Origin of the sequence: Sphingorhabdus sp. YGSMI21 (assembly GCF_002776575.1) — a bacterium.
Classification (GTDB): domain Bacteria; phylum Pseudomonadota; class Alphaproteobacteria; order Sphingomonadales; family Sphingomonadaceae; genus Parasphingorhabdus.
Map to the genome: position 1 here is coordinate 2,643,598 of NZ_CP022548.1, position 12,443 is coordinate 2,656,040.

At 59.9% G+C, this 12,443-nt stretch carries 16 protein-coding genes; 8 read left to right on the forward strand and 8 right to left on the reverse strand.

Annotation, left to right across the window (positions count from 1 at the left end):
* Positions 1 to 137 precede the first annotated feature (137 nt).
* From CHN51_RS12800 to CHN51_RS12835, 8 genes are all read left to right on the forward strand, one after another.
* Positions 138 to 767, forward strand: coding sequence for a peroxiredoxin (locus CHN51_RS12800; protein ID WP_100095623.1), 630 nt, complete (start codon positions 138 to 140; stop codon positions 765 to 767).
* An 11-nt stretch (positions 768 to 778) separates the two neighbouring features.
* On the forward strand, positions 779 to 1,330 hold the full coding sequence (locus CHN51_RS12805; protein WP_240616721.1) for a general stress protein: 552 nt from the start codon (positions 779 to 781) through the stop codon (positions 1,328 to 1,330).
* 65 nt (positions 1,331 to 1,395) lie between these two features.
* On the forward strand, positions 1,396 to 1,755 hold the full coding sequence (locus CHN51_RS12810; RefSeq protein ID WP_100094369.1) for a hypothetical protein: 360 nt from the start codon (positions 1,396 to 1,398) through the stop codon (positions 1,753 to 1,755).
* 29 nt (positions 1,756 to 1,784) lie between these two features.
* On the forward strand, positions 1,785 to 2,420 hold the full coding sequence (locus tag CHN51_RS12815) for a hypothetical protein (RefSeq protein WP_100094370.1): 636 nt from the start codon (positions 1,785 to 1,787) through the stop codon (positions 2,418 to 2,420).
* The gene (locus CHN51_RS12820) at positions 2,417 to 3,004 is read left to right on the forward strand and encodes an NAD(P)H-dependent oxidoreductase (protein ID WP_100094371.1); all 588 of its coding nucleotides are present in this window, start codon (positions 2,417 to 2,419) and stop codon (positions 3,002 to 3,004) included. Before CHN51_RS12815 ends, CHN51_RS12820 begins: the two co-directional genes overlap by 4 nt.
* A gap of 111 nt (positions 3,005 to 3,115) precedes the next feature.
* Positions 3,116 to 3,928, forward strand: coding sequence for a universal stress protein (locus CHN51_RS12825; RefSeq protein ID WP_100094372.1), 813 nt, complete (start codon positions 3,116 to 3,118; stop codon positions 3,926 to 3,928).
* A 116-nt stretch (positions 3,929 to 4,044) separates the two neighbouring features.
* A complete protein-coding gene (locus CHN51_RS12830) occupies positions 4,045 to 5,568 on the forward strand; it encodes a PAS domain S-box protein (protein ID WP_100094373.1) in 1,524 nt (507 codons plus the stop codon).
* On the forward strand, positions 5,558 to 6,196 hold the full coding sequence (locus tag CHN51_RS12835) for a response regulator (protein ID WP_100094374.1): 639 nt from the start codon (positions 5,558 to 5,560) through the stop codon (positions 6,194 to 6,196). Before CHN51_RS12830 ends, CHN51_RS12835 begins: the two co-directional genes overlap by 11 nt.
* Positions 6,197 to 6,198: 2 nt before the next feature.
* Here CHN51_RS12835 and CHN51_RS12840 read toward each other — a convergent pair whose 3' ends face one another.
* The 8 genes from CHN51_RS12840 to ccoO are packed head-to-tail and all read right to left on the reverse strand — an operon-like array spanning position 6,199 to position 12,435.
* A complete protein-coding gene (locus CHN51_RS12840; protein ID WP_100094375.1) occupies positions 6,199 to 6,432 on the reverse strand; it encodes a hypothetical protein in 234 nt (77 codons plus the stop codon).
* Positions 6,429 to 6,581, reverse strand: a complete 153-nt coding sequence (gene ccoS / locus CHN51_RS12845) for a cbb3-type cytochrome oxidase assembly protein CcoS (protein ID WP_100094376.1) — start codon at positions 6,579 to 6,581, stop codon at positions 6,429 to 6,431. Before ccoS ends, CHN51_RS12840 begins: the two co-directional genes overlap by 4 nt.
* Complete coding sequence (locus tag CHN51_RS12850) at positions 6,578 to 8,701, reverse strand: heavy metal translocating P-type ATPase (RefSeq protein ID WP_100094377.1); 2,124 nt, start codon at positions 8,699 to 8,701, stop codon at positions 6,578 to 6,580. The genes ccoS and CHN51_RS12850 overlap by 4 nt, the downstream gene beginning before the upstream one ends.
* Entirely contained in the window at positions 8,698 to 9,174 is a 477-nt protein-coding gene (locus tag CHN51_RS12855; protein ID WP_100094378.1) for a FixH family protein, read from the reverse strand. Before CHN51_RS12855 ends, CHN51_RS12850 begins: the two co-directional genes overlap by 4 nt.
* Complete coding sequence (ccoG, locus tag CHN51_RS12860) at positions 9,171 to 10,628, reverse strand: cytochrome c oxidase accessory protein CcoG (RefSeq protein ID WP_100095624.1); 1,458 nt, start codon at positions 10,626 to 10,628, stop codon at positions 9,171 to 9,173. The genes CHN51_RS12855 and ccoG overlap by 4 nt, the downstream gene beginning before the upstream one ends.
* Positions 10,615 to 11,550 (reverse strand): cytochrome-c oxidase, cbb3-type subunit III, encoded by a 936-nt coding sequence (gene ccoP / locus CHN51_RS12865; RefSeq protein ID WP_100094379.1) that lies wholly within the window; start codon positions 11,548 to 11,550, stop codon positions 10,615 to 10,617. The genes ccoG and ccoP overlap by 14 nt, the downstream gene beginning before the upstream one ends.
* Complete coding sequence (locus tag CHN51_RS12870) at positions 11,543 to 11,704, reverse strand: cbb3-type cytochrome c oxidase subunit 3 (RefSeq protein ID WP_100094380.1); 162 nt, start codon at positions 11,702 to 11,704, stop codon at positions 11,543 to 11,545. The genes ccoP and CHN51_RS12870 overlap by 8 nt, the downstream gene beginning before the upstream one ends.
* Positions 11,701 to 12,435 carry a cytochrome-c oxidase, cbb3-type subunit II gene (gene ccoO / locus CHN51_RS12875; RefSeq protein ID WP_100094381.1) on the reverse strand — a complete coding sequence of 245 codons (735 nt, stop codon included), beginning with the start codon at positions 12,433 to 12,435 and terminating at the stop codon, positions 11,701 to 11,703. The genes CHN51_RS12870 and ccoO overlap by 4 nt, the downstream gene beginning before the upstream one ends.
* Between the last annotated feature and the right edge of the window lie 8 nt (positions 12,436 to 12,443).

The following is a 12,443-nucleotide window of genomic DNA, read 5'->3' on the forward strand; positions in this document are numbered from 1 at the left end:
ATCGCCGACCAATCTGCAGCGTGCGAACGGGCTGAAAAGCCGGAAATTGCCTGATTTACGTAGCTTTACGGAGTTTTTCACCAGAAGAGAGGTCTTATGAAGACGCAATTTCTAGAATGATTGCGAAGGAACGACAGATGGCATTACATATTGGCGACACCGCTCCCGACTTCACGACGGACAGCACGGCAGGCACGATCAATTTCCATGAATGGGCAGGGGACAGCTGGGTTTTCTTCTTCAGCCATCCGGCCGATTTCACCCCGGTATGTACGACCGAGATGGGCCGGACGGCCCAGCTGGCGGACAAGTTCGCAGCGCGCAACACGAAGCCGCTCGGTCTGTCGACGGACACGGCGGCCGAACATCTGAAATGGATCGCCGATGTCAACGCGACACAGCATACCAATCTCGAATTTCCGATCGTCGCCGATCCGGATCACAGGATCGCGAGACTCTATGACATGATCCATCCCGAAGAAAGCGATACCGCAGCGGTGCGTTCGGTGTTCATCATCGATCCGGACAAGAAAATCCGCCTGACGATGACCTATCCGATGAGCGTCGGTCGCAATTTTGACGAGATATTGCGCGTGATTGACGCGCTGCAACTATCGGATGCGAAACGCATTGCCACGCCGGCAGACTGGCGTCGCGGCGACAAGGTCATCATCCCGCCATCAATCGCCAATGACGAGGCCGAAAAGCTCTTTCCTCAGGGTTGGGACGAATTGCGGCCCTATCTGCGTTTGACCGACGTGGCCTGAGCAACATGTCTATGGGTGGATCGGACGCATCCCAAATCAGGGAAGCGGTCGGCATATTCGACAGCGAAGAGCATTTGCAGGCAGCGATCGATGATCTGCTGACCCACGGTTTTGATCGCGCGGAGATTAGCGTGCTCGCACCGGTTTCAGCGGTCGAGGAAAAGCTTGGCCACCGCTTGCGATCGGTCGCTGACATCGAAGATGACCCGGAGGTGATGTCAAAAGCCTATATACCGGTCGAAACCATCGGCGATGCCGAGGGGGCGGTGATCGGCAGCCTGCTCTATGTCGGCGCCTTTGCCGGGATCGTGCTCGTGGCTTCGGGCGGCGCTCTGGCTGCAGCACTGGCAGCGCTCGCGCTTGGCGGATCGGGAACCGCTATTGGTATTGCACTGGCGCGCTTCATCCAGAAGCACCATGCCGACTATATCGCCGGCCAGCTGGAAAAGGGTGGCCTGTTGCTCTGGGTGCGAACGCGGGACGAGAAGGATGAGATAAAGGCGGTCGAACTGTTGTCCGTCCATTCTGCCCACGATGTTCACGTCCACGCGCTGCCGGCGTAAATCACCCCTCGAACTACGCAATATTGCGTATCGCGCGGACAGTATAACCGGTTCAGACAGGCTGCATGACCTGGAAAACAATCCGCCTTGAACTGGCAAGAACCGCTGACCATCCCGATGGCTCGTCAGCCCATGCATATGTCTTTCGCGTCCCCCTGGACGACGAGGGTTTTATCGAACCGGAAGCGCTAAAGAAGGCTGAAAAACGCCCTGTCGTGCGCCGGTTCTGGCCCGGTGAGGCTGATCAGAACGGTGTCGTGATTGCTTCACCCAAAGGATGGGTCTTTTCCTACAAGCTTGGCGACGAGGATGATGAGAGCATTTTCCGGCTCAAGGACCATCCGCTGAAAGTCGGCGAATATCTGACGATTACGGAAACCGATGGCAGCGAACTGCCGTTCCGCGTCGTCAGCTGTCACGAATAGACAGGCAATCCGAAGGCAGGGGAAATGAAATGCTGACAAAATTGAAGATGGCCGGATTAATTCCGGCGGCGGCGCTGGCGCTGATCCTTGCGAGCAGTCCTGCGGCAGCGGAATGTGTGATCGGATCTGCGCCGCTGTTTGACCCGTTCGCACCCTATAAGGAACCGGGCTCGATCATCCACAAGGAAAGCGGCTTTATATTTCCGGCTGCTATCGCCGGATTTCGCCGCCAGTGTGAGATGACAACCGATTTTTCAGGCAATAATTTCGAGATCGGTTATTTGCGCGACTTCGAAGGCCATGAAATCGAAATCAGGATCGCGATCATCCATCTTGAAGAGCTGAACGCGCAGGACCATTATCAGATCGTCAAGCCGGATCTGCTGTCGCAATATTCAAGCGCTGCTGTGGTTTCCGAAGGCGACTATTTCGTTTCCGGACGTCCCGACATCACGGCCTATCAGGGAATTTTCGACGGCGACAAGGACACCGTGCCTTGGCATTTCAGCGTAACTGCGCTGGACTATGGCTATTGGGACGCGCGGTTGACAGCTTCCTATCCCCAGGAGATTGATACCGCCGCGCAGGAGGCGATAATGGAACTGATCGCCGCATTCCAGTGGCAAACCCCTGTCGACTTGGCAACCGAAGTGGCGGTGCCATGACCCGCATCGCGGTCATCGACGGCCACCCGGACCCTAGCCCCGGCCGTTTTGGCCATGCTATTGTGTCCGCTTATGCCGATGCCGCCAGCGAAGCCGGTCATGATGTGCGAGTGATCCGGCTGGCCGGCCAGAATATTCCAATTCTCGAAAGCCGCAAGCAATGGCTCGAAGAGGATGTGCCCGACGCGGTCCGGCCGGGTCAGGACGCGATCAAATGGGCAGAGCATATCGTCTTTTACTATCCGCTTTGGATGGGGGACATGCCCGCCTTGCTCAAGGCATTTATCGAACAGGCTTTCCGCCCCAATTTCGCGCTCGACTATGGCGAGGAAGGCAGCAAGCAATTGCCCCGGAAACTGCTGCGTGGCCGCTCGGCGCGGCTGATCGTCAGCATGGGCATGCCGGCATTGTTCTACCGCGCCTATTTTGCTGCGCACAGCGTTCGCAGTTTCGAACGCAACATCCTGAAGCTGACCGGCATCTCCCCGGTCACCACTTCGCTGATCGGCAATGTGGACAGCAGCGACCGGCACCGCTCCCGCTGGCTGAAGAAAATCGCCGCCCATGGTGCGGCCGGGGACTGAGCCGAGGGCTTCCATCCGTATAAACCCGTATACAGGCTCCGACCGGCTACCGCTACGCTCCTCACCAAGACATTCCACTAAAACGAATGACTGGGAAACAGGAGACAGTTTATGAAATCCGTTCTGCTATATATTGCCGATGACGTGGGCCTTGAGGCCCGGCTTCAGGCGGCGCTCGATCTGACCCGCTCGCTTGGTGGCCATCTCCACTGTCTGCGCGCCAACCCTTATAGTTCGCAGGTCGCCTTCGACGGCGTTACCGGCATGTCGGTGATGTATGATGTGAGCGAAATGACCCGGGAACTGGACAAGAAGCTCCGCGCCGAGATTGAAAAAAGACTGGCTGGCGAAGATGTCTCCTGGGATTATCGGGAAGAGAATATCGATCCTTCGCGCGGTCTGTCGAAAAATTCCGCGCTGGTCGATATCATCGTCCTGAGCTCAGCCGGTGGGGATAAGGAAAATGCGCTGCCGCTCGGCATATTGGGCGACGTGTTGTTCAACGCGACGGCACCTGTCGTGGTCCAGCCCGACAATGTGAAGAAGTTTGACGCCTGCGGCCCGGCGCTGGTCGCCTGGAACGGCAGTTTCGAGGCCGGTAACGCGCTGCGTGCCGCGGTGCCACTGCTGAAAATGGCGAGCGATGTCCATATTCTGACAGTTGAGGAAGACAAGGACCATGATCTGCCGCAGCTCGCAGCGTCGGAATATCTTGCCTATCATGGCATCAAGTCCGAAATTCACGCGCCACCACCCGGCAGCGAGCGGGTTGATGTCACGCTGGTGACCGAAGCAAAAAAGGTGAAGGCGGAATATATTGTCATGGGTGCCTATGGCCATAGCCGCGCGAGAGAATTCCTGTTCGGTGGGGTAACACGCAATCTGCTCAAGGATTGCGATATTCCTCTGGTCGTTTCGCACTGAATGGATAGAAGTCCAGCCCCGGCCAGAGCAAATTTTCTTATGGCAAATCCTGTATTTTGTGTAGGGTCCCCCGGTTCGCAAGCAGCGAATGAGCAGTCGAGGGATAGACAATACAGGTGCGCGAAACGATCGTTCATGGCACGGGCCGGGCATTGCATCCGGATTCCCTTCTGTCCGCCCTTCCGAATTGCGTCATGATCGTCGATCGGAATATGCAGCCCATCAATTGCAGCGCGGTCGGGCTGAAGATATTCGGCGTGAGCAGTCTTGCCGATCTGCCGGACGGAGCGCCGGCCACCTGCGTGGCACCGGACCATCGCCCGCTGTTCGAGAGCAGGATGGATCGTGCCTTTGAATCCAGCGCGATTGACCCGTTTGATGTGCATCTGCAGCTTCCGGACGGCCGGCTGATATTTGCGGAATGCAATATCGCGGCGCTGGCCACTCCGAAGGGCGATATCGACGCGGTCATGGTCTCTTTCCAAGACGTAACCGCGCTGCGGAGCACCGAGAGCAAGCTGGACCAGGCCAATTCGATCCTGCGGTCGATCCTGACCACCATCCCCGACGCGATGGTGGTGATCGATGAGGACGGGCTGATCAGTTCGTTTAGCTCCACGGCGGAAAAAATGTTCGGCTATGAGCAGGAAGAAATCATCGGGCGCAATGTCAAGATTCTGATGCCGGAGCCCTATCGGGCGGCGCATGACGGCTATATCGAGCGCTATATCCGGACCGACGAGAAGCGGATCATCGGCATCGGCCGGACGGTGGTCGGTTGCCGGAAAGACGGCACGACTTTCCCGCTGCAACTGGAAGTGGGCGAGGCGAAGATTGGCGACGAACGCTATTTTACCGGTTTCATCATCGACCTGACCGAAAAGAAACAGACCGAGGCGGAACTGCAGTCGCTGCAGCAGGATCTGGCCCATGCCTCGCGCCTTAGCGCGGTCGGGACTTTGGCGTCAGCGCTGGCGCATGAAATCAACCAGCCGCTGACGGCGATAGCCAACTATCTGTCGGCAGCGCGCGACATGATGGATGGTGACTTGGCCGAGAACCGGGAATTTTTCCAGGAGGCGTTGCAGGAAAGCGTGTCCGAGAGCCTGCGGGCCGGGACGATTGTCCGGCGACTGCGGGAATTTGTTTCGCGGGGCGAGATCAACCGGCGGGTCCTGTCGATCTCTCAGGTGGTGCAGGACGCCACCGTGCTCGGCATGATCGGTGCGCAGGAGCGGGGCGTTAAATTCTCGATCGACATCGCGCCCGATGCCCATAATGTCTTTGTCGATCGCGTGCAGATCCAGCAGGTAATGGTCAATCTGATGCGCAACGGCATCGAGGCCATGGCCGACAGCGCCGAGAAGAAGCTGCACATCGGCGTCAAATCGATCGATGACGAGAGGCTGGAAATTGCCGTGTCGGATAGCGGCTCCGGTATCGACCAGGAACTGGGGGAGCGGATTTTCGATCCCTTCGCCAGCACCAAGGGCACGGGCATGGGACTGGGCCTCTCGATATGCCGGACGATCATCGAGGCGCATGGCGGAACAATCGGTGTCGAGCCCAATCCCGAAGGCGGCACGATTTTCCGGATCACATTGGAAAAAGCGGAGCAGGAGCAGAATGATGAGCATTGAGCGGCTGGTCTATATTGTCGATGATGATGATTCCGTGCGGCGATCGGCGGCGTTCATGTTGCGACACGCGGGGTTCAAGGTCGAGCCGGTCGAGTCCGGCGTTGCCTTTCTGAAGATCGCCAAGGGCGCCGAGCGGGGCTGTGTGTTGCTTGACGTGCGGATGCCGGAAATGGACGGTCTGCAGGTGCAGCAGCAGATGATCAAGGACGGCATCGACATGCCGGTGGTGATCCTGACCGGCCATGGCGATATCGAAATCGCGGTCCAGGCGATGCGCGCCGGAGCGGTCAATTTCCTCGAGAAACCCTATGAAAAGGAAGCCCTGATCGCGGCCATGGAAGAGGCATTCGTGCGACTGGAAGACAGCAATCTGAAGGAAATGGCTGCTTCCGAAGCGAAAGTCCGGCTGGCCTGTCTCACCGGAAGGGAACAGGATGTGCTCGATGGCCTGCTGGCCGGCCTCCCCAACAAGACCATCGCCTATGATCTGGGTATCTCACCGCGAACGGTCGAAATCTACCGCGCCAATATGATGGAAAAATTGCGGGTGCGCAGTCTGGCCGAGGCTTTGCGGATCGGTTTTGCCGCTGAACGCGCCGAGGATCCCAATATAGACAAGGAAAGCTGAGCTCAGCTTTTCGGAGCTTTCTTGCGCGAAAGGCAGGCATGGCATGGCTTGGCGCAATCTGTCCGGCTGTCGTCCCTCTCGACCGGGATGGAAATATCGCGTACCGCGCCGTCGGCCGAACATAGCTGGATTGTCATCACGTCCGTATTGGCCGCGAGGGGCATGGCGGCCATCGGCAGCGCGATGACCGCAATCAGCAGCCGACTGAGCCTGGACCTTCTGACACGATCGATCATGACGGTTCCTCTTCCTCGTCGATCAATACGCGCTGGGCCGCGCCGTCGAGATCCTCGAACTGATCGTTGCGCATCGCCCAGAAGAAGAAAGCCAGACCGCACAGTCCCATCAGCAGGGCAACCGGGATCAGGATGGCGAGACCGCTCATTTCGCCGCCCCGTTCAGGCGCAGCGCGTTGCCGACGACGATCAATGACGAAAGTGACATCGCGATGGCGGCGATCAGCGGCGTCACCATGCCGGTCAGGGCCAGCGGCACGGCAATGATATTATAGCCGATGGCCAGGGCAAAATTCTGGTGGACGATCTGCATCGTGCGGCGCGCGACCTTGACCGACAGCGCCACCGGCATCAGCGATTCGCTGGTAAAGACGGCGTCGGCGGCCTGCTGGCCGACATCGCTGGCCGAGCCGGGCGCGATCGAGACATGGGCTGCGGCGAGGGCAGGGCCGTCGTTCAGGCCATCACCCACCATCAGCACCTTGTGGCCGCTGGCGGCCAGCCCGGTAATGGCCTCGACCTTGTCCTGGGGGGACGCCCCGGCCTGTGCCGGAATGTCCAGAGCGGTTGCAACGAGCGATACGGAACGGATATTGTCGCCGGATATGATCGACGCGGGCAGTCCCATCGCCTGTAATCTTGCCAGCGCTTCCGGGGCCTCCGGCCGGATTTCGTCCTTCAGCTGGAGCACGATTTTATCGCTGCCGACGCTCAGCTGGCTGGCCAGATGATCTTCCGACTGTTCCGGTTTTCCGAGCATGACGGGCATGCCATGCCAGCAAGCGCTCATGCCTTCGCCCGGCAGTTCTTCTACGCGATCCAGCATGGCCGGCGTAATATCCTGTGCCAGCAAGGCCGCGCGGATGGCCTTGCTGATCGGATGATGGCTGGCCTGGGACAGGGCAAGCGCAATCTGTTTCTGGGTGAGGTTCAGATCATCGAGATTGACCGGTACCGGATGACCGAGGGTCAGCGTCCCGGTCTTGTCAAACAGCGCGTAATCGACCTCTGCCAGCCGTTCCAGCGCGCTGCCGTCCTTGACCATCACGCCCTTGCGTAGCAACGCCCCCGAAGCCACGACCTGCGCCGCCGGGACCGCGAGGCCGAGCGCGCATGGGCAAGTGATGATCAGCACGGCGACCGCGATCAGCAGCGACTGGTGCCAGCCCGCTCCGACAATCATCCAGTAGGCAAAGGCGAGCAGCGCCAGGCTATGGACAGCGGGCGCATAATAGCGCGCCGCCCGGTCGGCGACACGCACATAGAAGGAACGGTGCTGGCCGGCTTCGTCCATCAGCCGGGCGATATCCGCAACGCTCGTGTCTTCTCCGGTTGCCGTGACCCGCACGACAACGGGCGACGAAAGGTTCAGCGTTCCGGCGAGCACGATGTCGCCTTCGCCTTTCGGCTGCGGTTCGCTCTCGCCGGTCATCAGCGAACAGTCGAAGCTGCTCGATCCCTTTTCGATCACACCGTCGGCCGCGAGATTGCCGCCCGCGGCCACCATCATCCGCATATCCGGACGCAGGTCCCTGGTGGCGACCCAGTTCGTTGTGCCATCGTCCGTCACCACCATGGCGCCCGGGGCGGCCTGTTTCAGCAATGCGCCAATGCCTTCGCGCGCGCGGTCGCGCATCATGCCGTCCAGAACCCGCCCGGCGAGCAGGAAAAACAGCAGCATCACCGCGCCGTCGAAATAAGCATGGGCCCCGCCGGTGGCGGTCTCGTATAGGCTCAGGCCGGTGGCCAGCAATATGCCGATTGAAATCGGCACATCCATATTGGTCCGGCCGTAGCGCAGCGCCATGGTTGCGGAGGCAAAAAACGGGCGTCCAGAATAAGCGATCACCGGAATGGCGATAAGGGCGGAGAGCCAGTGGAACAGATCGCGGGTCACGCCGGTTGCGCCGGACCAGACACTGACCGACAGCAGCATGATATTCATCATACCGAAACCGGCGACGGCGAGTGCGCGGATCAATTTGTCGGTGCTGCCCTTCTCCTCGGAGAGGGGATTGTCCGCGAGAATCTGGGCTTCGAACCCGAGCGCCTCGATTTGTTTTTTCAGCTGGTCGTCATCCAGCTCGGGCAGATGCGAAATGGCCACCTGCTTGGTCGAGAAATTGACGCGAGACGACAGGATGCCCGGCACGCCGCTCAGGCCGTTCTCGATCTTGGCGATGCAGCCGGCGCAGCGGATCGCCGGTACGGCAAAGCGCGAGACAACCGATTGCGATTGTGCATCGCCGAGGGGCGTGATCGCGTTCACCAGATATCCCGAACCACGCGCATATTCTGGTCATCAAGAGAGATGATGATCTTCAGCTTCCAGCGGCCCTCGGGCAGCGGCTGGACGCTGCGATATTCGCCAGTGGCGGTCTGGGTGAAGCTAATCTCGAACGGATCGGCCCGACCAACAGGATGTTCCGCGATAGCCTCCATCGCCGCTCCCAGCAGGGGCATGCCGTCAGCTGTCGTGATCGTAATGCTCGCCTTGTCGGCCTCGCGCAGGGCAGGAGACACGGTCCAGCCATGCTCCTTCTGATTGCGCGCCTGTTCCAGCCAGTCGTTATATTTCTGGCTGGCGACATAGCTGTTGTCGACAACCGTGCCGCTGAACGTCGACAGGGCGAAACGCGCCATGAACAGGTTTACACCCACGACCACCGCGAAAAAGGCAATGATTATCGCTGCGGCATGATAGCCGGTGAACTTCTTCACCACATGGCCTTGCTTGGTCATTCGCCTGTCTCCGGTCTTTCGAAAAACACTTCGTCAATATCGTTCGCTTCCGGGTCGTCCGCAGCGGTTACCGTCAGCGCGAAATCCTCCCGCACCGGTCCGTCACCCGGAGCGGCGACATAGAGCCGCAGTCTCGCGACGCTGTCGGCCGGAACCTTGGTGACCAGCGTCTGGCCGGCGCCTTCCCGCGATCCGGCGTTGGACCACATCACCGCGCCCTTGAGCTCGGTCATACCGATGATCATGTCGCGCGGGCGGTTCTCCATATTGCGCAGATTGATCGTATAGCTGTTGCGGACATGGCCGTCTGCCAGCTGGACATAGACCGGATTGCGGTCATGGTTGGCGCTGATATCGATGCGCGTCCGGTTGCCGACCGCGAACAGCATCGCCAGCCCGATAGCACCCCAGATCGAGAAATAGAGGATGGTGCGCGGCCGGAACAAGGTCTTGAGCACCGGATTATGGGCCTTGCCGGCTTTTTCCAGTTCGGCGTCTTCCAGCGTGGCATAGTCGATCAGGCCGCGCGGGCGGTTGACCTTCTCCATCACGGAATCACAGGCGTCGATGCACAAGGCGCAGGTGATGCAGCCGATTTGCGGCCCCTCGCGAATGTCGATACCGGTCGGGCAGACCGCGACGCACTGGTTGCAGTCGATGCAGTCGCCAAAGCTGCCGGGCTGGGCCTCGGCCTTTTTCACGCTGCCGCGCGGTTCGCCGCGCCAGTCCTTATAGGTGACGGTCAGCGATTTTTCGTCCATCATCGCGGTCTGGATGCGCGGCCAGGGGCACATGTAGATGCACACCTGCTCGCGCATGAAGCCACCGAAGATGAAAGTGGTGAGCGTGAGCACGCCGACCGTTGCATAAGCGACAAACGGGGCCTGACCGGTCCAGAAATCCACGACCAGCGTCGGCGCATCGGCAAAATACATGATCCACGCGCCGCCGGTCCAGAAGGCGATGAACAGCCACACCGACCATTTTGCGAGGCGCTTGCCGATTTTCTTCGGCCCCCAGGGCGCGTCCTGCAGCTTGAACTGGGCGTTGCGGTCGCCGTCGATGGCGCGCTCGACATGCTGGAACAGGTCGGTCCAGACGGTTTGCGGGCAGGAATAGCCGCACCAGGCGCGGCCGACAGCCGAGGTGACCAGGAAGAGCCCGATACCCGCCATGACCAGCATGCCGGCCACATAATAAAATTCATGCGGCCAGATCTCGATGCCGAACATGTAGAAGCGCCGGTTGGCCAGATCGACCAGCACCGCCTGATCGGGAGCATAGGGCCCGCGGTCCCAGCGGATCCACGGCGTGACATAATAGATGGCGAGAGTGATCGCCATGATCACCCATTTCAGCCGCCGGAATTTGCCGTTTACCGCCTTGGGAAAGACGCTCTTGCGCGATTCATAGAGTTTCAGCTCCGGATCGAAAATTTCGTCAGGACTGCTCATCGCCATCGCTTTCAACCGGCGTTGCAGCCGTTTTTTCCAGCGCCGGCAGCTTTTCACCGCCGCCAAGCGAGTGGACATAGGCCGCCAGCATCCGGATGGTCGCGCTGTCCAGTCGCTGTCCCCAGCGCGGCATCACGCCGTAACGGCTGTTGGTGATCGTGTCGGTCAGCGAGGCCCGGTCGAGGCCATAAAGGCTGATGGCATCGGTCAGATTGGGCGCGCCCTGAGTCCGGTCGCCGGTACCATCGGGCCCGTGGCAGATCGCGCAATTGGCTTCGAACAGCACCGCTCCGCGGGTGGCCGCAGCGCTCTGCTTCTCCCGGCCCGCGAGGACGCGGACATGGGAAACCAGATCCTGGATTTCGCCCGGCTGCAATATGCCGTCACGTCCGAAGGCCGGCATTTGCGAGAAGCGCGTCTGGTCGTGGTCCGGGTTACGGATGCCGTGGATCAGCGTATATTCTATGGCTTCCAGATCGCCGCCCCACAGCCAGTCGTCATCGTTGAGATTGGGATAGCCCTTCGATCCCGCAGCACCGGAGCCGTGGCATTGCACGCAGTGGACCTTGAAGGCAGATCGACCGCCTTCGACGGCCTGTTGCATCAGTTCCGGACTACCGTGCAACTTGCGGATATCGGTCGATACCAGCGCCTGCCGGATCGGCTCCAGTTCCGTTTCGCGGGCCGACACCGCCTGCGCATATTCGCCGCGACTGGTCCAGCCGAGCAGGCCTTCGCTGGCCGAATTGAGCATCGGTATGGCGGGATAGAGGATGACATAGCCGATCGCCCAGATGATGGTGGCGTACAGGGTCCAGAGCCACCAGCGCGGCATCGGCGTGTCGAGTTCCTCGATACCGTCCCATTCGTGGCCGACGGTTTCAGTGCCGGTTGGCTGATCAACGCGTTTCTTCTCAGACATCATTCTTGTCCTCGTCAAAAATCATATGGGCGGCTTCATTATGGTTGCGTCCGGCACCGGGGCGGAAGGTCCAGCCAACCAAAGTCAGGAAAACCAGTGTCATGAACAGCAGGCCCCAGCTGTCAGCGAAATGGCGCAGCGCTTCATAGTTCATCGGGGCTGCTCCTGTGCTTCTCCCGCCTCGAAATCGACCAATGTGCCGATCATCTGCAGATAGGCGACGAGCGCGTCCATTTCGGTCAGCTTGTCAGGATTGCCGTCAAAGTCGCGGACCTGGACCTTGGGATAGCGTCTTTCGAGATCGGTCGAGCTGGCCATCGGGTCGGCCTGGGTGGCCAGATCCTCGTTGGCCTTTTCGATGGCCTCCTCGCTATAGGGAACACCGACCCGGGTCAGGGCGCGCAAATGGGCGCTCATGTCACCGGGAGCCAGTTCCTTCTCGGCGAGAAAGGCATAAGGCGGCATGATCGATTCCGGCACGACGGCGCGCGGATCTTTCAGATGCTGGACATGCCATTCGTCCGAATAGCGTCCGCCCACCCGCGCCAGATCCGGCCCGGTGCGTTTGGAACCCCACTGGAAAGGGTGATCATACATCGATTCCGCTGCCAGCGAGTAATGGCCATAGCGTTCGACTTCGTCCCGGAACGGCCGGATCATCTGGCTGTGGCAGGTATAGCAACCCTCGCGGACGTAGATGTTGCGGCCGGCCTGTTCGAGCGGCGTGTAGGGTCGCATGCCTTCGACTTCCTCGACAGTGTTGTCGATCCAGAACAGCGGCGCGATCTCGACGATGCCGCCGATCATGACCGTTACGAGGGCAAGCACCGCGAGCAGCGTGATGTTGCGTTCGATCTTTTTGTGTTTTTGCGTGAGCGTGGTCATGTTCCTGT